Here is a 25,289-nt window from a genome sequence, read left to right as displayed (position 1 = left end):
ATAAACCAAAATTAACCTACTTTGCGTAATTATTTAGATTAGTCTTTTTATACGCTTACAATTGTCATTTACAAGAGAGTGGAAACTCATATATAATACTAAAGGATACAAGTATTGGCGAAAAAAGGAGGGATACATATGTCAAGAATGTATAAGGTATTGGGCTTTTGGACAGGGATCATTGGTGTCATGGCTTATCTTGGCGATATGCAGGACATGGCGTTATTGTTTCTAGGACAAACGATCATGTTCGTTTCATTAGGTTATTTGAACTTATCTGAACGTATGTATATTTATATCTTTGGTGCTTATTTAACGGTTTTCTTTGTCGGATTTACATACTGGTCAACATTTATGATGACACCTGGTGCTGGCGGAGGACATTAATAAGTGCATAAAAAAAACGGACGTTCATGTAATCGTCCGTTTTTTTTGTTGCATCATAACTTGAAATCCGTTAGCTAGTGTACTGTCTAAAAGGAATGACCTGATCGCCCTGTTCCTTTTGTGTTCAAGAGAAAAGGGGTCTCTACTCTGGGTATCATTAAGAAGTGCTAACAAACCCTCTTGTAGGAGAAATTCACCTTGCATGCTAAATTGAATGGTTTCAACCCCTTGTTCTTTTGCGATATTTTCAACCTGGTCCCAGTCAACATGATAAGTGATATCCATTTTACCCGGTTTATCAAGAGCATGATTTTCAATGCTATGCTTATGATAACCTCGTATGCTTCCTTCTTTTAAAGCATCTCTGTTCCACTCTTCTCCTTTATAACCATAGTCAACAAAGAAATAGACACTATCCTCTGCTGTCCATTCATAGATATTCTTCAGCCAATCTACCATCTGAAATGATACTTCAAGATCAAACTCACTTTTCCTTTTGGCAAATAGCTGATCTAATAATGAGCCGTCAGATGCTTTTATATAGTGATATCGAATCTCTTGTTGAACATCATCAAAAGAAACTACTTTTTCAAACCAGATGTTATCCTGCTTTCGAAAAATCCGTAATGGAAAGGCATCTAATACTTCATTGGCAAAAATAATACCTTTATAATTCGGGCAAGCTTCTCTCAGTTCTTCAAATGAACGAAAAATGGCGATTGATTTGAAACCTGCTAATTCATTTTGCAGAAGCTGACTGTGATAAGGACTTTTTTCTATAATGTTATAGGAAAACCGCTCCCCTAAACCTTTTTCTTTCCAAGCTTCTAAAACATGTTTTGCGAATCGACCAGATCCTGCTCCAAATTCTATTACAGCAGGATCTAAATCTTGGTCTTTGATTGTTTTAACAAATGTATCAGCCCAAACCTTACCGAATACATCTGAAACCGAACTAGATGTATAAAAATCCCCGTTTTTGCCAATTTTTTTTTGCCCATTCATGTAGTAACCATACTCCGGATGGTATAAAGCCCATTGCATAAATTGTTCCATCGTCATCCAGGAGTTTTGGTCAAAATAACTTTTTATCAAATCTTTCAGGCTCAATTTTAAAACCCGCCTAAGAAAGGATTCGAATCCATTTCCATTCCGATGGTTGTTTCTGGACCATGACCAGAAAGCACAACCGTCTCTTCAGGAAGCTGTAATAATTGCTCATGAATACTCTTGAGTAAGATTTCCTGATTGCCTCCGTTAAGATCGGTTCTCCCAATACTTCCAGCAAACAAAGCATCCCCAGAAAAAACAGTTCCTGCGTTTTTTAAATAAAAGGAAACACTTCCAGGTGAATGTCCAGGCGTATGTAGGATTTCAAAAGAGAATGAGCCGATCCTTAAAGTACTATCAGCATCCGTTATCATGTGACTCGCTGGCTTTGCTACAATATTCTGCCCGAAGTACTTAGAGCCGTTCTTTGAGGGATCTGTTAGCCAATCTTTCTCTTTTTTATGAATATATAACGGGAGCTGATATTTTTCCCGCATTTGATCGACGGCACCAATGTGATCGAAATGTGCGTGTGTTAAAAGAACTGCAAGTGGTTTTAATTTTAGGGATTCAACGTATTTTATAATCTTAGATCCCTCACTGCCAGGGTCTATAATAATCGCTTCATTCTTTGTATCAAAAAGAATATATGTATTTTCCTGCACTGGCCCTACAGTTAGCTTTTTCCATTTCATAATTATACCTCCAATTTTGTTTGCAAGCTCTTTCTCTCTATCTTACACTAAAATAATCAAACATACGGAGGATATGCATGAACGTTTACTATGGATTGGAAAACATTTCTTTTGAAGGTTTATCTGTTTTCGATTGGGATGATGACCTCATCATTACCGATCAGTGTCCACCTGAAACAATTGAAGCGATTCCCTTGCTTTTAATAAAGCCCTTTAAAACCTCTTCTCTTTTCGAGGATTATGGATTCTTTTCGGAAAGTGGGAAATGTTATTTATATCATGATATGATTTGTGCCGTTTCAATTAAAGACGGGAATCAAAATCAAATCGACCTATTTCTCCTTCAGGCGAAAGAAGAATTAATAGCTGTAGAAAATGAAACAAATCCTGTTTATTTTTTCAGCGGCTATAATAAGCCGCTGATTCAGAAATGGGCATCGGCCTATGAAGTTACGCTCGAATTCATATTGTTGTAAATGTTCACTCGACAAATAAAGATAAAACAAGTAAAATAATACAAGGTTATACCTGTGTGAAAGCGTTATACATAGGATTGGTATTACTCCAAAGCAAGGGGGCACAGAATAATGGGATTAGCCATTATATTCGGCTTAGTAGCTATTCTAGCTGCATTAGGACTATTACGTTCGTTGAAAATTAAAAACTTATTAGCAGCAGGATTTGCTTTCTTAACGTTTGCTGTATTTGGCTGGTTTACAGTCATGACTGTACTAGACGTAATAGTTGGCAGCGGCGGTTCAACAGGCCATTAAAACCCGAAAAACCATCAGATGTTTGATTCTGATGGTTTTTCTATACACAAAAACTTACATATACAAACTAGCTATCAATATGCCTCTTGTTTCTTCATAAATTTTATCAAACTGTCTCAATGGCAATGGGTTTACTCCAATTCCAAGCTCAATTGTAAAGCCCGGCCTTCGGAACTCCTGTATGAACCAATCTTTATAACCTGCATAGCTGTCAACATACCTGATGGCTTTATAACCGCTGAGACGTTCAAATTCCTCTGCTATATGCTGAGAGATAGGCATAGGTTCTTCCCCTTCAAAACCCCAATAGAGCTCTTTTCCTTGCGTGTGAAGTGCAACTATCCTGTCAAAATCATATTTATATGCAGCCTCAGCCATAGCAATCGCTTCTGGTTCTGTTAAAGGTGCCTTTCCAGGGTAATCTCTAGGTGCCGGTTCTTTTGGTTTCCTAGGCTGTTCAAGTTCCCATCTTGCAGGGAACTGATTGTTTAAATCTACTCCTCTTATATTGGCTTTCCAAGCAGAAAAGTCTCTTTTTCCTTTGTTAAGCTTTAATACAAATTCTTTTATTTCTAGGTCTTCTGGAGGACCTTGCAACACAAGGTCAACTCCATCGGGGTCAACCATTGGGACAGCAAACAAAGTCGTAGTTTTGTAAAGATCATATGATGAGACATCATTCAAAGGTTCTTCGGTGGTTAAGGCTCGAGCATATTCGTTAATAAACTTCATCAGGACTCCTGATGTGATCCATTCATTCCCATGGAATGAACCATTGATGTGTACTTTTTTCTTACCCTTTCCGATAATAAGCATATCAATGGGTTTCCCCTGTACAGAATGTCCGATCGTTTGTTTTTTGATAAAAGGATACGTCTTTATTAAATGATCTATGTCTTTCTTAAGTACGTTGCTGTCATATTTACGTTTACCTTGAATACAAGGAAACGGAATAACATATGGAATTTTTATTTCATCTTTAACAAATATCTTCTTAGGATGTACATCCGGATTGAATAAGTAAAGAGCGTCGATGGGCAGATCCTTCTCCTCAGCGATTTTAAAAAACGAGTCACCATTTTTTATCTTATAACGCTGAACATCGATTCCTGGTAAATACACGTTTGTACCTGCTTCAATATTTCCTGGATGAACAGTTGGGTTTGAATCTTTAATTAATGCGTAAGGGATAGACAAGAGTCTGGAATAGTACCAAAGTGAGTCTCCGTTTCTAACTTGAATCTCCAATCAAAGCCCTCCCTAAAAACGTTCTCTTAAAGATGTATGATTGCTATGTACATATATGCAAAAAAAAGCACTTAGCCGAAGCTAAGTGCTTAATTTCTTTATTTCTTTTGTTTTGCTTTATCTTTTGCTTTGTCTTTATCATAGAAACGCAGCAAATCACCGTAGATGATTCGGTCTGAAATATCCAGCTCCGTTTTTGCACGTTCTGCATAAGGTTCACATGGATTTTCTTTGCCTTCAATAGGCTTTCCTGTTGCTTTGTCATAACACTTTCCATCTGTAAAGACATTGTTTTTCGTAATATAGGAATTATCACGAAGGACTGCGAAATCATCACGATCTTTAGAGAATAGGTCAGAACCTAACTCAATGTCACCCTTAGTGTCAATCCCTAATAAATGCAAGATGGTTGGCTTCAAGTCAATCTGTCCGCCGACTGTATCCATTTGCTTTCCTTTTTCTCCTGGGATATGAATGATCAATGGTACTTTCTGAAGCTGTGTTGATTCAAATGGCGTAATTTCTTTACCTAAGAATTGACCCATAGCATCATTGTGGTTCTCAGAAATACCATAGTGGTCACCATACATGATGAAGATCGAATCTTCATATAATCCAGCTTCTTTTACATCAGCAAAGAATTCTTTTAATGCTTCATCCGTGTAGCGTACCGTTGTAAAGTATCTGTTAACTGTTCCGTCTTTTGATGTCCATTCCGGAATCAATTCATCATCTTCTTCCAAAGTGAAAGGGAAGTGATTTGTTAACGTAATATATTTCGTATAGAACGGCTTATTCATAGCCTGCATTTCTTTCAAGTGAGGAATAGATTGTTTAAAGAAGTCTTTATCCTTTAATCCCCATCCGATTGAATTTTCAGGTGTAACTTCAAAATCCTTTAATGAATAATAACGGTCATAACCGAAATTATCATACATAATATCACGGTTCCAGAAACTCTTGTTGTTCGCATGTTGTACTGAAGTGTAATAACCTTGCTCTTTCAAGATTTCTGGTGTCGCGTTGTACTGATTTTGTGAATGTGTAAAGAATACTGCTCCACTTGGAAGTGGATATAGTGAGTTATCTAGCAAGAACTCTGAATCAGATGTTTTCCCTTGCCCTGTTTGGTGATAAAAGTTCGGGAAGTAATAACTGTCTTCAATCAAATCATTCATAAACGGTGTGATTTCTTTTCCGTTTACTGATTCATTAATAACAAAGTTTTGAGTAGATTCTACTGAGATAACGAAAACATTCTTGCCTTTAGCCTTACCAAACATTTCAGGGTTTGGCTCTTTATAATTGGCACGTGAATAGTTTTCAATATCTGTGATCTCACTGCCATCTGCAAATGCACGCTGGGCCTTTGCTTTAGACTGAATGATCGAATCGTAAATATGATAATTGTATGAACCAATATTTTTAATAAGCATCTCACGGTCAAACGTACGAGTTAATAACTGTGGACGCTCTGTTTCCGCAATTCCAACATTGACAATGAATAACACGATTGCAGCTGCAAAAGTCAATGTGATCTGTTTGCGTGAAGCACGATTAGCAGGACGATAATCCGCACGTCTCATAAAGTAAGCTAAGATCACGATGTCAACAAACACTAAAACGTCTGTTGGCTGAATTAATTCAAAAACACTATTACCTAGATCCCCCATATTACTTGTCTGAAATAGGACAGGAATGGTAATAAAATCATTAAAGAATCTGTAGAATACCATGTTTGCATACATAATAAAACTCATGATCGCACTAATGGCGATGATCATTCTTCTATGCGCTTTACCTTTAAAATAAAGGGTAATACCTAAGAATAAGATGACCGAACTGATTGGGTTAATAAATAGGATCAGTTCCTGAATTTTGTTGTCCATTGGCAGTTCAAACGCAGTTTTATAAACGACATAGGTTTTAACCCATAATAAAGCAATTGCTATAAACAAAAACTTATAATCAGCAAAAGCTTGTTTCATTTTTTCTTTCATATGTTCTCTGACCTCCTCAATCAAAAAGAACTTGTGCAGTTAGTTTTAAAATACTTGATATATTCTTTTTATATTAATCGGCTGTATCCAATGGAAATGTAAATCACCATTTACAAAACCTTAACTAAAGGATTACATAAAGAGTATAATAAATGGTTTTGCACAAGAATTCAATACCCTAACGTACTATTTCAAGATTCTGACAAATAGGACAACAAAACTATATTAGTTTTACCCCTTTTTTTCATCCATAAACAATTAGACGAACCTTTGACGAAAAAGTTTCAAAAAAATAAAGAACCACACGCTGTGGTTCTTTATTTTTATATAGTATTTGATAGGTTATGTTTTGCTAACCAAGCTCCCCCTATAATACCCGCATCGTTACCTAAAGTTGCTACAGTGAGCGTTGCTCCTTCCGCAACTCGCGGAAGCGCAAAACGTTTAAATTCTTTTTCAAGTCTAGACATTAGGATGTTGCCCGCTTTTGATACACCTCCGCCGATAACAATTTTTCCTGGGTTAATGCTATTGGAAATATTAGCAATCACAAGTCCTAAATGAAAGGCTACTTCATCTAGCGTAGCTATAGCAGCAGCATCGCCTTTCTCAGCAGCTTCTGCCACGTCTTTTGCTTTTAGTTCGCCTTTATCCTTTAAAACTTTATTTAAAGTGGAGGATTTCTCCGCAGAAGCTTTTAATTTCGCGATTCTTGCTATACCGGTAGCAGATGCAATGGTCTCAATACACCCTGTTTTTCCACAATTACAATGTGCTCCGCCTTCAGGAATAGACGTAATATGTCCAATCTCCCCAGCCATTCCATTCGTTCCGTGCATGATATGGCCATTCACAATAATTCCGCCGCCGACACCCGTTCCAAGTGTCACCATAAGCAGATTGCCTTCGCCATCTCCTGCACCGCGCCACATCTCACCTATTGCTGCAATGTTCGCATCATTATCGATCGTGACAGGAAGACCTGTCGCTTTTTCAAGCTCATCTTTCAAGGCATAATTGCGCCATCCAATATTAACGGCATGGTAGATAAATCCAGTCTTCATATCAATAAATCCTGGTGCTCCCATTCCGATCGCAGCAAGTTTTTCACGTTTTTCAGAAAGTTGATCTAACTTGGCACTTATCGAATCTGCAATGTCGTTAACAATATTTTTACCGTCTTCCGCTTTATTAGTAGGAATTTCCCACTTTTCTACGATGTGCCCATCAAATGTAATAAAAGCAATCTTTATTGTTGTTCCGCCTAAATCTACGCCAACCAGCCATTTGTCCATTTCGCTTCATCCTCTATTGTAATTTATTGTTTGCTGCACGAATAATAAGTATCGCTGTCTTGTATTCGTCTAAGCCTATAAGGTTTTGATGGTACAGCTCTCTAATTTCTTCTTGCATCAATTCTAAATCTGCAGATGCGTTCCCCGTATAAATAATGGTTCCAAATCTTTTCAATAACTGCTGTACATCATACATTGTTTTCATTACTATCACCTACGTCATTATAACAAAAATCCCGGGCACGAATGCAAGCCTTTGCATAATAATCTTATCAAAAATTCAGGCAATTTTTGATAAGATTTCAAAAGTTAAACAAAAAAGGATCAAACCAATCACGGTTTAATCCTTTTTTGTAGGAAACATGTTATGTCAACGATCTGGATCCTTAGGATGGAGGACCACAGGCCTTCTATTTTTTAAAGGCATAGGAACTCTTAATAATACATCTCTGATGGCTTTATAGTTAAAAGGAATGAACGGCCATAAATAAGGAATATGAAAAGATTTAAAAGAAACAAAAAATAAGATAGCTAACGTAAATCCTGCTACATAGCCTGGCACTCCTAAAAGAGCTGTAAGTGTCAACAATAAGAGCCTTAATAAACGATTAGCAAGACTTAGTTCGTAAGTAGGAGTAGCAAACGTTCCAATCGCCGCTATCGCTATGTACAATACGACCTCATTCACAAACAGACCAGCCTCGATCGCGACCTGTCCAATGACTATCGCTGAAACGAGACCTAATCCTGTCGATACAGATGTTGGGGTATGGATGGTTGCCATCTTAAGCATGTCCATACCAAGCTCAACAATAATGAACTGTAAAAAAAGCGGAACGACACCAACCACTTCAGGCCCAATAAAACTAAGACCAACCGGCAACAGATCTTTTTGAACAGAAAACAAATACCAAAGCGGCAGAAGAAAAATAGAAATCCATACCGCAAGAAAACGAACAAGCCTTAAATAAGCACCTACGACCGGTTTCTGCCTGTACTCTTCTGCGTGCTGAAGGTGGTGCCAGAAGGTAGTTGGTGTAATAAGAACAGAAGGTGAACCGTCAACATATACAAGAACATGTCCTTCAAAAAGATGCACAGCAGCCGTATCAGGACGTTCTGTATACCTTACTAACGGATATGGATTTAAGTGTCTTCCACATATAAACTCCTCCACCGTTTTCTCTCCCATAGGAAGACCATCGGTATCAATTTTTTTCAGTGAGTCTTTGATTCGTTCCACGATTTGCGGATCCGCTATATCCTCGATATAAGAAATACATATATCTGTTTTAGAACGTCTTCCTATACTCATATATTCCATGCGTAAAGATCGATCACGTACACGTCTTCTCGTTAAGGCTGTATTAAAAATAATCGTTTCTACAAATCCATCTCTTGCTCCTCTTACTACTCGTTCCACATCTGGTTCTTCTGGTCCGCGGACCGGGTAAGTTCTAGCATCAATTTGTATAATCTCAGTTTCGCCTTCAACGATCAGAACGGCAGGACCACTTAATACCCAATCTATTCCCTGGTTAAGATCATCTGATTTAGAAAGTTCCACATACGGAATATAAGTTTTCATTAATTTTAAAAGTGGATCAGGATCCAGTTGATCGGGTTCTAGGTCAGCTAAAAGCTTCATTAAGAAGTGAAGAATTTCATCTTTTACAAAGCCATCCACCATGAACAGCGCCATTCTTCTTCCAGCATATTCCAAGTCCAAATGGATGCAGTCGAAACTAATATCAACACCTAGTTGTTTTTTCATATATTGAACGTTTTCGTCAAAATCACGTGAAAGAGGTTGTTTTTTTGGCAGATATGACATTTTTCATCACTCCTCTGCCTATCATCCTTAACTTTCTCATAACTTTTCATACCTAAATAAAATCCCAGCAGCTATGACTGGGATTTGGGTCATTATGTAAGATCTGATTGTAAGTATGATTTAATAAGATTTGCAGTATGTTCCAATGATTTAATATGTGTACGCTCATAGGCATGTGAAGCATCGATTCCAGGTCCGATCAAGCCATGTACGACATCAGCACCCGCTCTAATGGCAGCAGTAGCGTCTGAACCATAGTATGGATAGATGTCTACTTTATATTCAATTCCATTTTTCTGGGCTAATTCGACCAAATGCTTTCGTAATCCAAAATGATAAGGTCCTCCAGAATCCTTCGCACAGATACTAACCGTAAACTCATCGGTTGCTTGACCATCACCGATCGCACCCATGTCTACTGCTAAATATTCGACAGTCTGCTCAGGTATGTTGGAATTACCTCCAAATCCGATCTCTTCATTATTACTAATTAAGAAGTGTGTCGTAAAAGGTAATGTTGTTGATGTTTTTGTAATTTTATCCACCAGATGCATCATGATAGCTACACTTGCCTTATCATCTAGATGTCGAGACTTTACAAAACCACTCTCCGTCTCTTCAAAACGGGGATTAAATGAAACAAAATCACCAACGGAAATCCCTGCTTCTTCAGCATCCTTCTTTGAACGGAACGGTTGATCGACCCTTACCTCAATATTCTTTTCATCCCTCTTCAGGTCATCCATCCCTTTATACACATGAGCAGAAGTCTGATGCATCAACACCGTCCCAGAAAAACGATCGCCTTTTGAGGTATGTATCGTACAATATTCCCCTTCAACTGTGTTCCAATAATATCCGCCGATTTTATCTAATTTTAAACGACCGTCACTTTTTATTTCTTTGACCATCGCACCTAAAGTATCCACATGTGCGGTAAGTAAACGATGTTTAGTATCATCTTCCCCTTTTATTGTTGCTAGGAGCGCGCCTTTATTTGTGATTATAAAAGGCACTTCGTTTTTTTCAAAAAATTCTTTCATGTAATGAATAGCAGATTCTGTATTCCCAGAAGGGCTCGGTATATGTACTAATTCTTTAATAAATCTTACAATTTCATTCGTTTGAATTTCCATTTCTTCTCCCCCTTAATGTGAATTATCGTGATATGTTCATTTTCCAACTTCTAATTTACATGGTTGTGCATACAATTTAGGAACGAGTTTGTCCTAGAGGAGGTACAAGTCATGAAGTGGAAAATTTCTATATTCACGTTGATAATTATACTTGTAATAGGTATCATCTACCAGCCGTTTATTAAAAAAGAGGCTCGTGAAAGTATTACATTTTTCCCGATCGACACTTCTTTCTCATTTAAAAAAGCTGTAACTTCTTTAAAATTTATAAAAGGAACAACGTCCAACTATGAATTTGAATGGGACGTTGAATCAGAATCCTCAGAGAATGTTTATTTGAGACAAGATATTGCTATGATTTTTGAAAACGGAAAACTTGCGAATAAGATGACTGAATGGAAAACAAAAGCTAAATCGATCGATCTCGAAAAAGAGATTGATGGAAGTACCCCTGGGTTATGGGAAGCCATCTCTTATCACCAAGGTGAAATTCATCTTAATGAAGAAACATACCGGTCCATACAAAAAATGAGCAGCGATTATCTATACACAGTGAAACCCGATACCACCTTCACAGGATTTAAAAATCCATCTACGGCAACAGAAAGGCGTCAAAAAAATGCAGTGGTTCAGGAAACAAACAAATATCTTCAAGAAACGTTGGCAGAACTTCTGAATCATTATCAAATAAACAGAGACAGTTATTATGTGATTTCGCTTTTGTCTTTAACAGACTATAACGAAAAACCACTTCCCGGGTTCAATAAGAATAAAAGTCAAGAAATCATCGGAAAACTTTGGGAAGGTCTTTATAAAAATTACTTTATAAACATCACTACAAAAACTGGCCAAAAGATCAGCCCCATCGGAAGCAGTATGCCGTATATTTTGTTAAGCAAAGACAAAACCCACCTATTTGTTTTGCTGAAAACCTCAACGGGAGAAAATATCCAGCTCATTCAATACATTTCTTGATGACATGGTTTAATTCATCTGCAGATTGGCAGTTATAGAGATTTGGATGAAGCAGTTCTGGTATCTGTTTAGAAGGATTCCACCAAATGCCTGTCCATCCAGCTTTTATGGCTGGGTGGATATCAAGGCTAAATGAATCCCCAACATAATAAAATTGTTCCGCACATATTTTGCTTTTTACATAGTTGAATAGCTCAATACTAGGTTTAGCAAAAGAAAGTTCAGAAGAAATATAAGTATGACTTTCAGAAAAACTCAATCCAAGCATACTGAGCTTTTTTCTTTGCAGTACAGATTCTCCGTTTGAAATGATTCCTGCCACATATCCGTGCATCTTTATAAAATTAATCATTTCCTCGACCCATGGATAAGGTTGCACAAAGGAGGGAATCTCCTCTTCAAACCGTTTTCGAAAAGCATCCATCTGCCTTTGATCAAATAATTGAATATTAAATGATAACAAGGAAGAAACAAGCCTATTTCTTTGATATTCTTCACGTGTTAACATCTTTTTCTCATATGCCGGCCAGTACAAATCACAAAAGGTCTTATATACTTTAAACCATTTTTCAGGATTTATAGGTTTATTCAAAACTGGGTGTAAAATGGATATAAAGGCAAATAAAGAAGCCTGCTTAAAGGAGGCTTCATAGTCAAATAATGTATTATCTAGATCAAAAAAGAAAGCTTTAGAAGTTGAGTTGTTCATTTTTAGATCAATTCATCCATCATCTTGGAACGCAATCCCGGAAAAGACATAGCACTCCCTACAACAAAACGTCGAAGGATCGGTTGTCCAAGAGCCATATTGATCAGGCGGTAACGCATTCTATAACCAAGTATTACAGCAAGGAATATCAAAAACCCTTTAATCATTAATCCTTTCATAAAAAAACCTCCTTGTCTTTACTTTCTGTGTTTGGAGGTTTTTTTATTCGTTTCAGATCATATGATGAAATTTCTTGGGCATTTTTTTATTGGATTGGACCATCTTTGAAAATTCAAACAGCTATTTCCCCTCAATCATCTTTTCAAGCTCTTCTGTTGTGTTCACATTCTTGAAAAAGTGTTCTTCGTCTTTTTCTACTTCTAAATAGCTAGTATTTTTTCTTTGAAGAAGTTTTAACACTTTAAAGGTATTTTCATGCAGGCAGGAAGTGATATCCGGTAAACATGTTATTTTATATACGCCGTTTAATGGAAAGATCTTTCCGTTTAATACAGGAATCACGCAATCGTAATTTCCTTCTTGTGCCACTGCTAACCATTTTCGATACATAATGCAGCTCATTAAAGGCATATCACACGGAATGACAAGATAATAATCTGCTCTTTGGCTGATCATCCCGGTATATAATCCTGCTAATGGACCTTTCCCTTGATAGCGCGGTACATCTTTTAGGACGCGTACAGACCTTGAACTGAACCCCATTAGATTTGCTAGTAGTTCCTCACGGGTGATTATTAGGATCTTATCTGTGTGAGCTTTTAGTGATGCAATTGAATACTCTATAAATGTTTTGTTATTCCATTTTGCGATTGCTTTTGGACTTCCAAATCTCCGGGATTCTCCACCTGCCAACACGATACCTGCACAAGTCACTTGACTATCCATATGTATAATCCCCCTGCAATAAATGCACCAATAATCGTAGAACTAAAGTTAACCAGGTTATTTGTTACCCATGGTAAACCAAAAATTCTCACTGTTTTCTTTTTACAATGCCACATACTCTCCGTTTCTGTTTTACAAAGTTGGCAATAATACTTTTGTTCAAACCAAGCTCCAAAAAACGTATCTGCCAGATTTCCAGCAAAACCTGCGAAAATAATGATCAAACTACCTGTTAGAGTTAAAGAACCAGAACCTTCATTATAAAGGAGATAATAACTCCCCCCAATCGCGGCAGCTCCTAATATCGCAGCAGATGTTCCTAACCAAGTAACCGCTCCTGAAAGTCCTGCTTCCACCTTTCTCCACTCTTTAACGTGAAAGGGTTTCGCTTTTGAAAGGATTCCGACCTCAGACGCCCAGGTATCTGCTGTAGCGGTCGCAATTGCGCCAGCAAACATGAGTAACCAGATAGGGTCTGCCGTGTAAATAGCCCCTACTGCAGCAACTGTAGATGCCCCGCCATTCGCAAACACTTGACCAGCTGTCCGCCCCTTCTTGTCTTCAAAAGGTTCTGCACGCTCATCCATCTTCACTTCTCTTTTCCATTTTGTTAAAAACGACGATGTTAAAAAAAATACTGCTAATAGGACTAATCCTTGCCATTGAAAAGAGTAAAAGGTTAGGGCGCCCATTATGAATGCTGCAGAACTTCCCATAAGTGTGAGGAGATTTAAGCGGAAAAAGACCATACAAAAGAGAGCGATCCCCACATAAAGAAAAGCTTCCATTTTATTTATAGCGCCCTTCTTCAGTAATGATCCGGTCTACTGGGACATCAAATTCCTCAAATGGCAGTGTTTCTGCTGTTTGAAAGGAGTAACAAATCGATATGGTCGATCCTTGATAGTTCTGTAAGTAACGGTCATAATAGCCCCCGCCGTAACCGATTCTATATCCCTTTTTATCAAAAATCAGACCTGGTACGATTAATAAGTCGATGTTTTCCTTCTCGATTACCGTTGTTTTTTCTTCAATCGGTTCGTAGAGATCCATATATACATTTTCTAATTCATGAAATGAGTTTAACTCTCTAAACTCCATTTGTTTATTAGAAGAATAGCATTTTGGTACACAAACTGTTTTTCCTTCATCCCATGCTTTTTTAATAATCATAGTCGTGTCTAATTCAAATTTTCTAGATACAGTAATCCCAATAATGTTCGCGTTCATCCAGCGTTCAGTTGTAAATAACTGCGCAGCTGCTTTTTCACTTAGAACCTTACGATCTCGTGGTTCTAAAGAAAGCAATTCATTCTTTATCTTTTTTCGCCATTCTGATTTCGTCATTTAGAACACCTCTTATGAATTGAATGTTGTCTTAATCATAGCATGTGTCTTGGAAGAGACAACAGAAACGCTGATTAAGTTTGTGTTTAAGTTCCCTATAGCATTACAACAAGCGATGTATTCTTTTAAGCAAATTTTGTGCACGAAAAAACGCCTGATTCCTCATATACATGGGGATCAGGCGTTTTTAAGTGAAATTACTTCGTTTCACGGTGAATTGTGTATTTCTTTAAACGTGGGCTGTATTTTTTAAGCTCTAAACGGTCCGGATTCGTACGCTTGTTTTTAGTAGTGATGTAGTTACGATCACCAGTTTCAGTACAAGCTAAAGTAATGTTTACACGCATTGTTGTTTCCCTCCACATCTTTACCAAAGTACATATTAATGGTTACTAACAGTCATTATTCTCTATTAAACCATACTTTAACATGATACCAAATTCTTATCTATCGGGCAAGAGAGTTTTGTGAAAGTTTCTGATACACGGTCGTGTATTCTTTTAAAACATCGACATAAGTAGCATGAGACCAAGTCAGAGGAGCTACGGATAAAGCTTCGCCAGTAAAGGGATGAAGCTGTTCTGGCAATACGCCGGTTGAAAAGCTATGTTCTTGAATCCAACGTAAAATTTCGTGCGGCCGCTCTAAATCCTGCAAAGAATTTGCTTTTTGAATGTACCATTTAGCTACCCAGAGAGTACATATCAGCCAAGGATTACCCGGGACCTTTGCCACTTCATGTGTTTGCTGAAAATAGTAATCATTTGTGTACCTCGCGATTCCACCAACGTTCGTTTTGATGCTTAACTCTCTTTCCATCTGCTGCATTGTCCGGACGACTCTTTCATCATCTGCAGGAAACACACCAAAAGCGAATAAAGCATACATGCTGGATTCCATTGTAAAATCCTTTTTATAAGCCTGATCATCTAATAGGTAGATACCCCTGATAAATCTCCCCGCATCCTCATCATACAGATGTTTTTCCATACCTGCTCTTATGCGTTCAGCACCTTTTTTGTATCGTTCTGCCCGATCGTCTTCACCAAATAATGTAGCAAAGGAATAAGCAGCCATCAGTCCGCCATATACACTGCTTGCTGTAAAAGTAAATATGCCTCTCCTCTCCTCCCAAAGATCATAAGAAGGAAGTGGAAGGTCTAGTTCATCATTCATATAGTGGAGCAAAAATCTGGCACTCGGCCTAACAAGGGAACGATACAGAGATTGGGCAAATTCTATATCGCCGGTTTCTTTATAGTGCTCCCAGAATGCCCACAAAACAAGTGCTGTTTCATCTTCTTGGATCGGAAGCTGGTTCTCACCATTTTTATCGACCATCGGATGCCACGAGGATCCTATCGAGCCGTCTGGGTTATATTTATGATGCAAGTACCCTTCTTTCGTAAGAACTTCTGCGCATCTTCTGTAAAAATTTTTAACCATGCCGTGAAATCCTGCTTTTGCTGCAGCAGCAGCGATCAACGCTCCGTCTCGTGGCCACATATAACTGTAATGATCACGGTTATACTGCTGGATATCAGAATCGTTAGCGGCAATAATGTAGCCGTTCTGATTCGTTTGCGTACGAAGAATTAATAGACTTCGGTTGTACAGATCCAGGAGTTCATCTGAGAGGTTGCATGGGTTGATCTTCGTTTTGTTTACCCACCTTCGCCAATAAACATCGATTTTGTCCAGCGTTAATGACGGGCCGATCTCTATCAAGTAATCAAAAAGAGAGAAAACTTCTTCTCTGCTTTTCCCAACAGTCAAGGAATAATAGGCTTCCTTTTTTTCATGAGGTGGCAAGACGCCGGTGATCGAAAACGTGCTGTCTACTGATCCTTGAGCAATGGGATTCACATGTAGATGGCCATCTTCGGCATCTTTCCATGTCCCTTCTGCACTAAGAAATCGTTTAATACCTGTCGTATATTCATCTATTCCTTTTCCATCTAGTGAAGCATGAAATAAAAAATACCGGTTCTTTTTATAATGGATGATGACTGATTTATGGGGATCGTAATATGCCGTATCTCCAACTTCTGTTTCGTAAATGGAGAGATCCTGGTGAAAGAAAAGTTTAATCTTCTTCTCTTCATTGGTCTCATTCATAATACTAATCTTGCGCATGAACATGTTCTCTCTTTGATGTACAGCATCTTCAATCTTTAAGCATACGCCTTCTTTTTTGTTCCTTGCAAAGGACTGGGTGACTAACGAATCGGTATGATAGCCGGGTTCTACTATCCAATCTCTTGAAGAAAGCCAAGAAAAGGAGCCATTGATACTGGCTCCCAAACGGTTTACATGACCTTGTACATGATTTTGCTGACCTACATAGGGAAAATATATATCTCTGATCTGCAAAAATTGGTCTAAGTTAATAAGTAAATTCCCATTGCCTAAAGCTAAATGTCTTGGCATACTTTACACCTGCTGATATCGTTGGATTTTTTCAATGTATTGTGATGCTGCCTGCTTTGCTTGTTCAGGATTCGTATTTTGTGAATAAACCGTAAAAACAGGTTGTTCTACATCAGGTAAAATTAAAGTCCAGCCGCCTTCTGGATGAAAGACTTTGATTCCGTCGAGCAACTCTACATTGTTATCTCTTATATCTTCCATCAACCTTCTCATCACGCGTCCTTTTTTATCTTTTGGACAAGGTACATATTCTCTCAACATGTGTACATCAGGAAGCATTTTCACGAGTTCGGAAAGTGTGATCTGTTGCATCGCCATCATTTCTAAAATATGAACGAATGCGTATTGAGCATCGTATTGGTAGTTTAATACCCCTTCTCCGACTTCCATGATCGACCTAGGGTTAGCCTTTGTACGGATAAGTTTCCCTTTTAGCCGTTCTGCTATTGAATCTAAAGCCGATGACCCATAGACAGGAATCGCCATTTCCTTATGTTTGCCTTGAGAAAAGGCTGTAAATACGTAAAGAGCAAGCATCGTTTCTTCATCTAACACTTCACCGGTTTCTGTGATCAATCGCAGCGTTTCTCCTGATTCACCGATTAATACACCAATATTGGCATTTGTTACCCTAACAAATGAAGCCATCTCTTCCGGCTTTGTCTGATATGGAGCAGTTAGAATCTCGCAGTTCAGTCTGTTATAGAGATTTGGAATAAAATTCAAATAAGGCTGATGATTATAATTTACAACTACTCTGAATTTAGCTTCTTGGATTTGGATTTCCTGAATACCTTCGAGCAATGCAGAAGTATAATCTTCATGCTTATTCACCTGAATTGCACCTTTTCCAATTCGATCGAATGAAGCTCGACGATAATCTTCCTGCCAGTAGGCATTTTCAATCTTTCGTTCTAAATCCGTGTGAATCGGCAAGCCTTTGTTATCATAAAAGTCGATCATTAATTGTTTTTCGCCAGTAGGGTTAGAGAAACGGACGTAAACCCCGCCTTGCAAACGCTCATCTTCGATCGAAAATCTAACCACTGGTGCAACTGTAGGGCTGATATCAAGTGTATGTACACCTGATGAATGAAGTCCTTGGATAAAAGATTGCTTGATCATTACCGAAAAATCATGGGAATCACTTGCGATCAGAATCTGTGAACCATACGGAAGCACTGCTCCATATGCAGATGCTAGTCTCGCGATGTAATCAGGAGTGATTTCTACATTCGCGATCCCTGAAACGCCCCTTGAACCAAACAATGACTTGGTCGCCTTTTTGCCCCATACGATAGAAGTATGAACAAGTGCCTCTTCGAATATCTCTTTTTCCGGCCAGATCTTCACATCTGGTTTTATAGTAGCACTCTTGCCGATCGTACAATGATTACCAATCACAGCATGCTCAAATACAGAGGCATCTTTCTCAACTTTGGTCCCGTTAGCAATCGTAGCTCCCCTCAACTCACATTGATCACCAACAAAAACATCATTCCATAAAACTGTTTTTTTCAGAGAGCTTCCCGAACTTACAACACTGTTTTTTCCGACAACAGACAGCTTGCCAACGTGTGCTCCCTTTCGTATTACCGCTCCATCTGCAATACTTACAGGACCCTCAATCATTGATCCTTCTTCAATTACCACGTTCTCACCAATCCAAATTCCTGGTTCTTGCTCTTTACCCGCAAATGGAAGATTAACAAGGCCGTTCAACATATCATAGTGGGACTGGCGATACTGCTGTAAACTTCCGATATCTGACCAGTAACCTTCCGCTTGATAGCCGAACAATTTCTTATTTTCTTTCATGAGTAAAGGGAACAGATCTTTACTAAAATCAACTGGTACATCTTTTTCGATATATTGGAAAATCTCAGGTTCAAGAACATATATACCGGTATTTACTGTATCACTGAAAACTTCATTCCAACTTGGCTTTTCTAAGAAACGGATGATCTTCCCATCCTGATTCGTCATGATCACGCCATATTCCAAAGGAGACTCTACTTGTTTCATTAAGATAGTAACCAGGGAACCTTTTTCTTCATGAAAATCAATCCCTTTTTCAAGGTCAAAATCAGTTAAAGCGTCCCCGCTGATCACGATAAAGCGTTCGTCTAGAAAATCTTCAGCATTTTTTATGGAACCTGCTGTTCCAAGAGGGCTATCTTCTTCAAAATAATGAAGATTCACACCAAAATCCCGACCATCTCCGAAGTAGTTCTTGATGGCATCTGGAAGATAGTGAACAGTAACAGCAATATCTGTTATTCCATACCTTTTTAATAGCTCGATCCCGTATTCCATAACCGGTTTGTGAAGCATAGGCACCATAGGTTTAGGCATGTTACATGTAAGAGGTCTTAAACGTGTCCCTTTTCCGCCAGCCATGATTACACCTTTCATTACACCATTCCTCCTACTTTTGCTGTTTTATTTTGAATTTGGTTATATAGGTCGACAGTTCTCTCAGCAATTGAATCCCAGCTGAAAACGGTTCTAGCCGTTTGTTCACCTTTCCTAGCCATCTCTTTACAACGTTCACGGTTGCTCAACATGTACTCTACTGCCCAAACGATGCTGTGAGGGTCATTCGGATAAATTTTTAAACCCGTTTCCTCATGATCAATAATTTCTCTCAATCCCCCGGTGTCTGAAACAATTGTTAATTTCCCTGCAGCCATTCCTTCAAGTGCAACGATACCAAAAGGTTCATAATGACTTGGGAAAAGAGCCGCGTCTGCTTGTGCGAACCACATGTTTCTTTCTTCATCACTGATAAAGCCAGCTAAGTGAACAAAGTTTTCTAATTGTTTTTGCCTTATCATTGCATTTAGTTCTTCAAATAACGGTCCCTTTCCAGCAATTACAAACCTTACTTTAAGGCTTTTATGTCTAATAATATCTGCAGCTTCTACAATCGTTTGGAAGCCTTTTTCTTTAACGAGCCTCCCTACAGAAAATAGCAACAGTTCATCATCCGGACGATTGATTTCATCACCTTTTTCATTTGGTTCAGCTAATATTTGCTGTGGATCTATCCCATTAGGTAAGATCGATATTTTATTCTCAGGAATTCGAAAAACATCCGTAAGTTCTTTTTTCATGTAAGTGCTGCAGACAATGAGACGATCCGAACCATCCATCAGCTCCCATTCTTTTTGATTGATTTCATACTGAAGAGGTGAAGTAATTCCATTGTTTCTGCCATGTTCGGTAGCATGGATGGTCGTAAGTAAAGGAAGTTTCAATTCTTTTTTTATAGCTAGTGCTGAAACAGATACGAGCCAATCGTGAGCATGAATACAATCAAACTTAATTTTCTTGGAAAGTTCAACAGCATAATCAGCCATTGCTATATTCAAGCTGCCAGTCCAATGAAAGAAAGATTCAAAAGATGGCTGGTTACCTTTAATTCTGTACACATGAACTCCATTGTTTATCTCATAGTCTGGATAACCTTCTACTGCCGAAGTAAGCACGTACACTTCATGTCCGAGCTCAGTTAGTTTTCTTGATAGATCAAAAACATGTCTCGACAGCCCACCGACTACCATAGGCGGAAATTCCCATGAAAGCATCAGTATTTTTTTGCCTTTATGATTTTTCTTCTCATACTGCGTGTTCACATATAAGTCATGCTGATTTTTGAAGTAATGCCATAAATCCAGCATGATAAACGGATACTCATTTTCATATTCTGATATTTCGTTAACGTTATAGCTTTCATCTTGAACCGCTTCGTACAATGTATGGAACCTTTCAATATGCTCTTGAAATCTTTCTTTTGCATATTGAACAGCGCTGTTTCCTTCAACGATAAAAGCCCAATCAGAACTTGCAGCAAGCATCCATTCTCTTACCATTTGATTCGCATATCGATCGATCACGATATTCACTTTTTCTTTTGAGAGTTTAGCTGCGAGTTCAACTAATTTCCTCTCACAATGATGAAGATGACGATACATCCATGCATTTTCTTGATTCAGCCAAACTTCACCAGTCCCATTTCTTCCCCATGTTGAAAAACTAGGTCTGACCGTTTCAAGGTCTCGATAATGTCTGTGCAAGAATTCCTGTGGTGTGATCCATTCCGTATTTTGTTCATTTGAAACATTCATAGATTCTAATAAAAATTCTGGTCCTTCAAACCACCAATGTCCAAAAAGTTCTGCGTCAAATGGTGCCGTGATAAGTGTAGGAGGAAATGTTTGTTTGTTGTTATGTAGGTAGTCCTTGATACGATTGTTAAAATCAGTAGAGTGCTGCTTTACTTTTTCATTAGCATAAGACCTGTTGTACCAGTCCTTATGCTCAGTTTCACCTGTAATTCGCCAATATTTAAGAGAAGTATCTACTCTGATGCCATCAGGATGAATAAATCCTTTTATATAATCAAAGTCGCGTTCATAAGCGACGTCGCGATAAAACTCCCTGTAATCAAAATCTCCTGGATACCCTACAGAAGAATTCCAAATCGTTTCAGAAATAAACTGATTTCTAGGGAATAAGGCTACTCCATGAGGAGAATAAACCGGCGCTTCAATTCCTTTACTTGGAACGGGCTTACTCTTAAGAAGGGTTTGTTCATCAACAAATGTGTAACGAATACCCGCATCAGCTAACAGTTTATCGACTCCGGGTGAATAAGCACATTCCGGTAGCCAAAACCCTGTTGGTTTACTTCCGAAGTATTTCTCGAACGTACGTATACCAGCAGCAATTTGTGCATGAACTCCTTGCTCTGTCTGCACATACGGCAAGAAGGCATGAGTGGCAGCGGATGTAATGCATGAGATTTTTCCTTCATCCATATAAGTTTTAAACGCTTGAATAATCTTACAGTCATGAGATTGATACGTATCCATAATCTTTTTAAAGCGTTTTTCGTAAAAGCTAATGATTTCTTTTTCTTGTTTGTCTTTTGAGAAGTTCTTTTCTTTTTTAATGAGTTTTAATGTGGAATCGATATGTTCTAGGTATCGTTTTTGAATAACTGGATCATTCAATAGTTCTAGTAAAGGAGGGGAAAACGATAAGGTCCAAGAGATAGATTCAGGCTGCTCTTCTAGAACCCATAATAACGGGATATAAGACTCAGTAAGTGCCTCAAATACCCATCTTTCCTCTAATCTATTTGCTTCTTTATGTCTCACGTAAGGAAGGTGAGCGTGCAAAATTAATGCGAAATACCCGTTAGACATTATATACTCTCTCTCCTATCTGATTTTTTGATAGTATGAATAAGTAGAAAAATTCTCAAGCCATTCAGGCTGTGTGATATCCTGATGCTTCCATCGTTCTATCTTTTCATCGTAAGAACTGTTTGTTTCTGCTGAACCCGTTTCAGCTGGATTCGAGCGCAATAATGTAAAGAAGCTGCCATCAAATGTACGGGTGCCAATATCTACAATGTATGTGCGGTCAGGTTCTAACGAGTTCAGGAACCAGTTGTTCGTCATAGGAGGAAGATCGATTTCGAATGTTCGATGTGCGTTATGTCCGTAAAAGATAATATCCGTGACATCATAAACTTTTAATACGCCTGGCAGGTCCTCCCACTTAGTGCGGAAATGATGTTCAGCCATATTCTTGATCGATTCTGAAAAGCTCCAATAGACATATAAACTCTCAGGAGTATGCGGCATAAGACATGCACTTGCCTCTTTATACTCAAACGGCATCGACCATTTTTCCTTTTTTGTTTCTTTTGGCTGAGCAGGAATCTCTTTTGTAGCAGAAACCTCTTTTGATGTTACTTGTTGCTGGCGGTACTTGTTCCAGCGATATTGAACCTTTCCTAAAGACATATTCATCTTTTCTGCGATCTCTTGCAAAGTAAGTCCTCTTTTCTTTAGTTTTACAATATCTTCGATCAAGTTCATCACCTCATCTTATTCAATTATTCTAGTAAACTTATATTTATTCTTAAGATTTTAAATAATCGTATCATTAGATATTTTTATGTACAATGTGTCAAAAAAGTCGAAAAATGGCGGTTCTTTATCCCGCGTGAGGTTACAGTTTATGTAAAGATTTTGTAACCGGTTGCTTGATCAGATTATTCTGACATTAAGACAAATATGTACAAAAACATGGTATTAATTATAATTTATGGGATTATTGACGGTGGAATAACTCGAAAATAGTCGAAAGGTAGTATTTTGTGTAAACTTTTGTGAAAAAAACTATACCGTAAATAGATACTATGTTATAAAAGTAAAGGGTATAGCTTTATAATTAGGGAGGATATTTATGGAGTTTGCAATTTTTGGATTATTGCTAGTCGGTATTATTCTTTTGATTCTTTCCTTTCGGAAAAATCGTGAAAATTCAGTAGAAACACAGCTTGAAAATTTCACGATTCAATTAATGAAAGAAATTTATCAAATTAAAAAGAAGTTAAAAGTTCTTGAAGATGAAATGATGGTAGACGATAAGAACTAAGTTTGTGAGGGGAAATTAGGATGACGAGCAAAAACCTTCGGGGATTTTCAGCTGGTATTATAATTTCTACTGGAATATTAGCTGGTGTATACTACACAGCGGATACAGAAAACCGTGCTGAATTAACGGATGCTGCAGTGGAACAATATCTTTCTGAAAAAGGTGAGTTGGCAATTACAAAAGAAGAGTATACTTCTTTAACAGAAACTGAGAGTGTAGCCGCTGCTCCTTCTACTTCAAATGAAGAAGCCAAGACTGAGCCAGAAAAGGAAGAAGAGAAAGTCTATCAAATGACTTTAACGATCACGCAGGGAATGAGTACTGGCGAGGTTTGTGACCTTCTTCAAAAAGGAAACATCATTAAGGATAGTAAAGAGTTCTTAAAATATTTAAGGTCCAATAACTTAGAAGGTGCTGTTAGAGCTGAATCTCATCAGGTAAACAGCAAAATGAGCTTTGATGAACTGGCTAAAGAAATTACAAGTTCATAATTGACTACATAGAGAGAGCAGGTGCATCACACCTGCTCTCTTTTTTTAATCATTTAACCCATGCCTCTTCCCGTTAACTAAGAAAATAATATGTTCGGCAATGTTCGTGGCATGGTCTGCCGTACGTTCTATATATCTGCACACAAAAAGCAGTTGGTTGATCTGTGATAGATGGTCCGGATTTTTGGCCATTAGTTCTAAAAGTTCTTTAATTATTTTTCCGTATGTCTCATCCACATCATCATCCATATCAGCTAATTCTTTTGCTCGTCCTACCTCTTCTTCCTCATATGCTTTCGTAGCAGCTGTCAGCATCTCAATGGCGAGATAGGCCATTTTAGGAAGTTCTTCTAGAGGTTTTACAAATTCCTGTTTACCGATTCGAATCGTAGACTTTGCGATGTTTACTGCAAAGTCAGCCATTCTTTCCATATCAGATGAGATCTTAATCGCTGCGATTACTCGTCTCAAATCCGATGCTACAGGAGCTTGTTTTGCGATTAAGAGGATAGCCATATCATTGATCTCATCTTCTAATGCATTGATCCTGCTATCATTTTCAATGACTTCTAATGCTTTATCAAGATCTTGGTTCTTTAGAGCTTCTACCGATTGTAGCAAAGCTTCTTCCGTTAACTTTGAAATTCCAATAACAGCTTTCTTCATTTCTTCAAGTTGAAGCTGAAAACTTTCACGAACAACCATTAATCTCACTCCAATTCTTGTTGATTATCCAAAACGTCCAGTAATATAATCTTCTGTCCGTTTATCAGAAGGATGAGAGAACAATTTGCTAGTATTTGTGTATTCTATAACTTCTCCATTTAGAAAGAATGCTGTACAGTCAGAAATCCGTGCTGCTTGCTGCATGTTATGTGTAACAATAACAATGCTATACTCTTTTTTCAACTCTTGAATAAGCTCTTCCACTTTTAATGTAGATACAGGATCCAGAGCAGATGTTGGTTCATCCATCAATATGACGTCTGGTTCGATAGCAAGGCAGCGTGCAATACATAGACGTTGCTGCTGGCCGCCTGAGAGGCCGTAAGCATTTTCATTTAATCTGTCTTTCACTTCGTCCCAGATTGCAGCACCCCTTAAACTTTTTTCCACAACTTGATCTAAAACCTTTTTATTTTTTATGCCATGGATTCGAGGGCCATAAGCGATATTCTCATAGATTGATTTAGGAAACGGATTTGGCTTTTGAAATACCATGCCAACTAGTGTACGAAGTTCTTCTACTCTGTACTTCGGATCGAAGATATTTTTTTCTCGATATTTAATCTCACCTGATATCCGAACACCTTGGACCATTTCTACCATTCTGTTCAGAGTTTTGATAAAAGTAGATTTACCGCATCCTGATGGCCCAATGATTGCAGTCACTTGTTTTTCAGGTATATCAAATTTTAAATCTTTTAAAGCATGATCTTGTCCATACCAGAGATTTAAATGATTTACCGTGAAAACCGGTTTAAGCTGTTCTGATGGGGTTTGATACTTCTCCACTACTTGTCTATTAATCGTAAGCTCCACAGATTTTGTCCTCCT

26 protein-coding genes are annotated in these 25,289 nt (G+C 38.0%); 6 read left to right on the top strand and 20 right to left on the bottom strand.

Annotation, left to right across the window (positions count from 1 at the left end):
- Window positions 1-138 precede the first annotated feature (138 nt).
- Window positions 139-387, top strand: a complete 249-nt coding sequence (locus M3206_RS01265; RefSeq protein WP_066242314.1) for a DUF2626 domain-containing protein — start codon at window positions 139-141, stop codon at window positions 385-387.
- Between the two features lie 24 nt (window positions 388-411).
- On the opposite strand, the gene M3206_RS01260 is transcribed toward M3206_RS01265, so the two are convergent.
- Window positions 412-1,497, bottom strand: a complete 1,086-nt coding sequence (locus M3206_RS01260) for an SAM-dependent methyltransferase (protein ID WP_251310681.1) — start codon at window positions 1,495-1,497, stop codon at window positions 412-414.
- A gap of 2 nt (window positions 1,498-1,499) precedes the next feature.
- A complete protein-coding gene (locus M3206_RS01255; RefSeq protein WP_251310680.1) occupies window positions 1,500-2,132 on the bottom strand; it encodes an MBL fold metallo-hydrolase in 633 nt (210 codons plus the stop codon).
- Window positions 2,133-2,209: 77 nt separating this feature from the next.
- Between M3206_RS01255 and M3206_RS01250 the strand changes: the two genes are divergently transcribed.
- Both M3206_RS01250 and M3206_RS01245 read left to right on the top strand, forming a co-directional pair.
- Complete coding sequence (locus M3206_RS01250) at window positions 2,210-2,608, top strand: hypothetical protein (RefSeq protein WP_251310679.1); 399 nt, start codon at window positions 2,210-2,212, stop codon at window positions 2,606-2,608.
- A 111-nt stretch (window positions 2,609-2,719) separates the two neighbouring features.
- Window positions 2,720-2,905, top strand: a complete 186-nt coding sequence (locus M3206_RS01245; RefSeq protein WP_251310678.1) for a DUF2759 domain-containing protein — start codon at window positions 2,720-2,722, stop codon at window positions 2,903-2,905.
- Between the two features lie 54 nt (window positions 2,906-2,959).
- Here M3206_RS01245 and M3206_RS01240 read toward each other — a convergent pair whose 3' ends face one another.
- The 6 genes from M3206_RS01240 to M3206_RS01215 all read right to left on the bottom strand — a co-directional run bounded on the left by M3206_RS01240 (window position 2,960) and on the right by M3206_RS01215 (window position 10,418).
- Window positions 2,960-4,153 carry a M14 family metallopeptidase gene (locus M3206_RS01240; RefSeq protein ID WP_251310677.1) on the bottom strand — a complete coding sequence of 398 codons (1,194 nt, stop codon included), beginning with the start codon at window positions 4,151-4,153 and terminating at the stop codon, window positions 2,960-2,962.
- A 98-nt stretch (window positions 4,154-4,251) separates the two neighbouring features.
- Entirely contained in the window at window positions 4,252-6,153 is a 1,902-nt protein-coding gene (locus M3206_RS01235) for an LTA synthase family protein (RefSeq protein WP_251310676.1), read from the bottom strand.
- A gap of 323 nt (window positions 6,154-6,476) precedes the next feature.
- Complete coding sequence (locus M3206_RS01230; RefSeq protein ID WP_251310675.1) at window positions 6,477-7,448, bottom strand: ROK family glucokinase; 972 nt, start codon at window positions 7,446-7,448, stop codon at window positions 6,477-6,479.
- Between the two features lie 13 nt (window positions 7,449-7,461).
- On the bottom strand, window positions 7,462-7,653 hold the full coding sequence (locus M3206_RS01225; protein WP_251310674.1) for a YqgQ family protein: 192 nt from the start codon (window positions 7,651-7,653) through the stop codon (window positions 7,462-7,464).
- 165 nt (window positions 7,654-7,818) lie between these two features.
- The gene (locus M3206_RS01220) at window positions 7,819-9,282 is read right to left on the bottom strand and encodes a spore germination protein (RefSeq protein ID WP_251310673.1); all 1,464 of its coding nucleotides are present in this window, start codon (window positions 9,280-9,282) and stop codon (window positions 7,819-7,821) included.
- A 92-nt stretch (window positions 9,283-9,374) separates the two neighbouring features.
- Entirely contained in the window at window positions 9,375-10,418 is a 1,044-nt protein-coding gene (locus M3206_RS01215; protein WP_251310672.1) for a M42 family metallopeptidase, read from the bottom strand.
- Between the two features lie 111 nt (window positions 10,419-10,529).
- Here M3206_RS01215 and M3206_RS01210 point away from each other — a divergent pair, with 111 nt between their 5' ends.
- On the top strand, window positions 10,530-11,393 hold the full coding sequence (locus M3206_RS01210) for a hypothetical protein (protein ID WP_251310671.1): 864 nt from the start codon (window positions 10,530-10,532) through the stop codon (window positions 11,391-11,393).
- On the opposite strand, the gene M3206_RS01205 is transcribed toward M3206_RS01210, so the two are convergent.
- From M3206_RS01205 to M3206_RS01160, 10 genes are all read right to left on the bottom strand, one after another.
- Entirely contained in the window at window positions 11,374-12,102 is a 729-nt protein-coding gene (locus M3206_RS01205) for an HAD family hydrolase (protein WP_251310670.1), read from the bottom strand. The genes M3206_RS01210 and M3206_RS01205 overlap by 20 nt on opposite strands.
- A 2-nt stretch (window positions 12,103-12,104) precedes the next feature.
- Window positions 12,105-12,281, bottom strand: a complete 177-nt coding sequence (locus M3206_RS01200; RefSeq protein WP_251310669.1) for a hypothetical protein — start codon at window positions 12,279-12,281, stop codon at window positions 12,105-12,107.
- A 121-nt stretch (window positions 12,282-12,402) separates the two neighbouring features.
- Window positions 12,403-13,008, bottom strand: coding sequence for a molybdenum cofactor guanylyltransferase (locus tag M3206_RS01195; protein WP_251310668.1), 606 nt, complete (start codon window positions 13,006-13,008; stop codon window positions 12,403-12,405).
- Entirely contained in the window at window positions 12,993-13,757 is a 765-nt protein-coding gene (locus tag M3206_RS01190) for a DUF92 domain-containing protein (RefSeq protein WP_285876649.1), read from the bottom strand. The genes M3206_RS01195 and M3206_RS01190 overlap by 16 nt, the downstream gene beginning before the upstream one ends.
- Before the next feature lie 40 nt (window positions 13,758-13,797).
- Window positions 13,798-14,355 carry a 5-formyltetrahydrofolate cyclo-ligase gene (locus tag M3206_RS01185; protein ID WP_251310667.1) on the bottom strand — a complete coding sequence of 186 codons (558 nt, stop codon included), beginning with the start codon at window positions 14,353-14,355 and terminating at the stop codon, window positions 13,798-13,800.
- A 197-nt stretch (window positions 14,356-14,552) separates the two neighbouring features.
- Entirely contained in the window at window positions 14,553-14,702 is a 150-nt protein-coding gene (gene rpmG, locus M3206_RS01180) for a 50S ribosomal protein L33 (RefSeq protein WP_251310666.1), read from the bottom strand.
- A gap of 100 nt (window positions 14,703-14,802) precedes the next feature.
- Entirely contained in the window at window positions 14,803-16,785 is a 1,983-nt protein-coding gene (locus M3206_RS01175) for a glycoside hydrolase family 15 protein (protein WP_251310665.1), read from the bottom strand.
- Window positions 16,786-16,788: 3 nt separating this feature from the next.
- Window positions 16,789-19,200 (bottom strand): sugar phosphate nucleotidyltransferase, encoded by a 2,412-nt coding sequence (locus tag M3206_RS01170; protein ID WP_251310664.1) that lies wholly within the window; start codon window positions 19,198-19,200, stop codon window positions 16,789-16,791.
- A complete protein-coding gene (locus M3206_RS01165) occupies window positions 19,200-21,998 on the bottom strand; it encodes a 1,4-alpha-glucan branching protein domain-containing protein (protein WP_251310663.1) in 2,799 nt (932 codons plus the stop codon). Before M3206_RS01165 ends, M3206_RS01170 begins: the two co-directional genes overlap by 1 nt.
- A gap of 15 nt (window positions 21,999-22,013) precedes the next feature.
- Window positions 22,014-22,673 (bottom strand): DUF4912 domain-containing protein, encoded by a 660-nt coding sequence (locus M3206_RS01160; protein WP_251310662.1) that lies wholly within the window; start codon window positions 22,671-22,673, stop codon window positions 22,014-22,016.
- Between the two features lie 376 nt (window positions 22,674-23,049).
- On the opposite strand from M3206_RS01160, the gene M3206_RS01155 reads away from it, so the two are divergent.
- Window positions 23,050-23,241 (top strand): hypothetical protein, encoded by a 192-nt coding sequence (locus M3206_RS01155; protein WP_251310661.1) that lies wholly within the window; start codon window positions 23,050-23,052, stop codon window positions 23,239-23,241.
- A gap of 20 nt (window positions 23,242-23,261) precedes the next feature.
- On the top strand, window positions 23,262-23,732 hold the full coding sequence (locus M3206_RS01150) for a hypothetical protein (protein ID WP_251310660.1): 471 nt from the start codon (window positions 23,262-23,264) through the stop codon (window positions 23,730-23,732).
- A 45-nt stretch (window positions 23,733-23,777) separates the two neighbouring features.
- On the opposite strand, the gene phoU is transcribed toward M3206_RS01150, so the two are convergent.
- Complete coding sequence (gene phoU, locus M3206_RS01145; protein WP_251310659.1) at window positions 23,778-24,437, bottom strand: phosphate signaling complex protein PhoU; 660 nt, start codon at window positions 24,435-24,437, stop codon at window positions 23,778-23,780.
- A gap of 24 nt (window positions 24,438-24,461) precedes the next feature.
- The gene (pstB, locus tag M3206_RS01140; RefSeq protein ID WP_251310761.1) at window positions 24,462-25,247 is read right to left on the bottom strand and encodes a phosphate ABC transporter ATP-binding protein PstB; all 786 of its coding nucleotides are present in this window, start codon (window positions 25,245-25,247) and stop codon (window positions 24,462-24,464) included.
- Window positions 25,248-25,289: the final 42 nt, after the last annotated feature.

The sequence above is a fragment of the Fictibacillus phosphorivorans genome (assembly GCF_023715845.1).
Lineage (GTDB): Bacteria > Bacillota > Bacilli > Bacillales > Fictibacillaceae > Fictibacillus > Fictibacillus phosphorivorans_D.
The sequence above is the reverse complement of the archived record's forward strand: the minus strand, read 5'-3'. Positions and strand labels throughout refer to the sequence as shown.

Excerpts from the sequence above, each read along its gene's own strand:
- M3206_RS01150 (WP_251310660.1), top strand. The coding sequence starts at position 23,262 with ATGACGAGCAAAAACCTTCGGGGATTTTCAGCTGGTATTATAATTTCT.
- M3206_RS01165 (WP_251310663.1), bottom strand. The coding sequence starts at position 21,998 with ATGTCTAACGGGTATTTCGCATTAATTTTGCACGCTCACCTTCCTTAC.
- rpmG (WP_251310666.1), bottom strand. The coding sequence starts at position 14,702 with ATGCGTGTAAACATTACTTTAGCTTGTACTGAAACTGGTGATCGTAAC.
- M3206_RS01190 (WP_285876649.1), bottom strand. The coding sequence starts at position 13,757 with ATGGTCTTTTTCCGCTTAAATCTCCTCACACTTATGGGAAGTTCTGCA.
- M3206_RS01235 (WP_251310676.1), bottom strand. The coding sequence starts at position 6,153 with ATGAAAGAAAAAATGAAACAAGCTTTTGCTGATTATAAGTTTTTGTTT.
- M3206_RS01225 (WP_251310674.1), bottom strand. The coding sequence starts at position 7,653 with ATGAAAACAATGTATGATGTACAGCAGTTATTGAAAAGATTTGGAACC.
- M3206_RS01250 (WP_251310679.1), top strand. The coding sequence starts at position 2,210 with ATGAACGTTTACTATGGATTGGAAAACATTTCTTTTGAAGGTTTATCT.
- M3206_RS01245 (WP_251310678.1), top strand. The coding sequence starts at position 2,720 with ATGGGATTAGCCATTATATTCGGCTTAGTAGCTATTCTAGCTGCATTA.
- M3206_RS01265 (WP_066242314.1), top strand. The coding sequence starts at position 139 with ATGTCAAGAATGTATAAGGTATTGGGCTTTTGGACAGGGATCATTGGT.
- M3206_RS01170 (WP_251310664.1), bottom strand. The coding sequence starts at position 19,200 with ATGAAAGGTGTAATCATGGCTGGCGGAAAAGGGACACGTTTAAGACCT.
- M3206_RS01255 (WP_251310680.1), bottom strand. The coding sequence starts at position 2,132 with ATGAAATGGAAAAAGCTAACTGTAGGGCCAGTGCAGGAAAATACATAT.
- M3206_RS01175 (WP_251310665.1), bottom strand. The coding sequence starts at position 16,785 with ATGCCAAGACATTTAGCTTTAGGCAATGGGAATTTACTTATTAACTTA.
- M3206_RS01220 (WP_251310673.1), bottom strand. The coding sequence starts at position 9,282 with ATGTCATATCTGCCAAAAAAACAACCTCTTTCACGTGATTTTGACGAA.
- M3206_RS01155 (WP_251310661.1), top strand. The coding sequence starts at position 23,050 with ATGGAGTTTGCAATTTTTGGATTATTGCTAGTCGGTATTATTCTTTTG.
- phoU (WP_251310659.1), bottom strand. The coding sequence starts at position 24,437 with ATGGTTGTTCGTGAAAGTTTTCAGCTTCAACTTGAAGAAATGAAGAAA.
- M3206_RS01210 (WP_251310671.1), top strand. The coding sequence starts at position 10,530 with ATGAAGTGGAAAATTTCTATATTCACGTTGATAATTATACTTGTAATA.
- M3206_RS01215 (WP_251310672.1), bottom strand. The coding sequence starts at position 10,418 with ATGGAAATTCAAACGAATGAAATTGTAAGATTTATTAAAGAATTAGTA.
- M3206_RS01230 (WP_251310675.1), bottom strand. The coding sequence starts at position 7,448 with ATGGACAAATGGCTGGTTGGCGTAGATTTAGGCGGAACAACAATAAAG.
- M3206_RS01195 (WP_251310668.1), bottom strand. The coding sequence starts at position 13,008 with ATGGATAGTCAAGTGACTTGTGCAGGTATCGTGTTGGCAGGTGGAGAA.
- M3206_RS01205 (WP_251310670.1), bottom strand. The coding sequence starts at position 12,102 with ATGAACAACTCAACTTCTAAAGCTTTCTTTTTTGATCTAGATAATACA.
- M3206_RS01200 (WP_251310669.1), bottom strand. The coding sequence starts at position 12,281 with ATGAAAGGATTAATGATTAAAGGGTTTTTGATATTCCTTGCTGTAATA.
- M3206_RS01185 (WP_251310667.1), bottom strand. The coding sequence starts at position 14,355 with ATGACGAAATCAGAATGGCGAAAAAAGATAAAGAATGAATTGCTTTCT.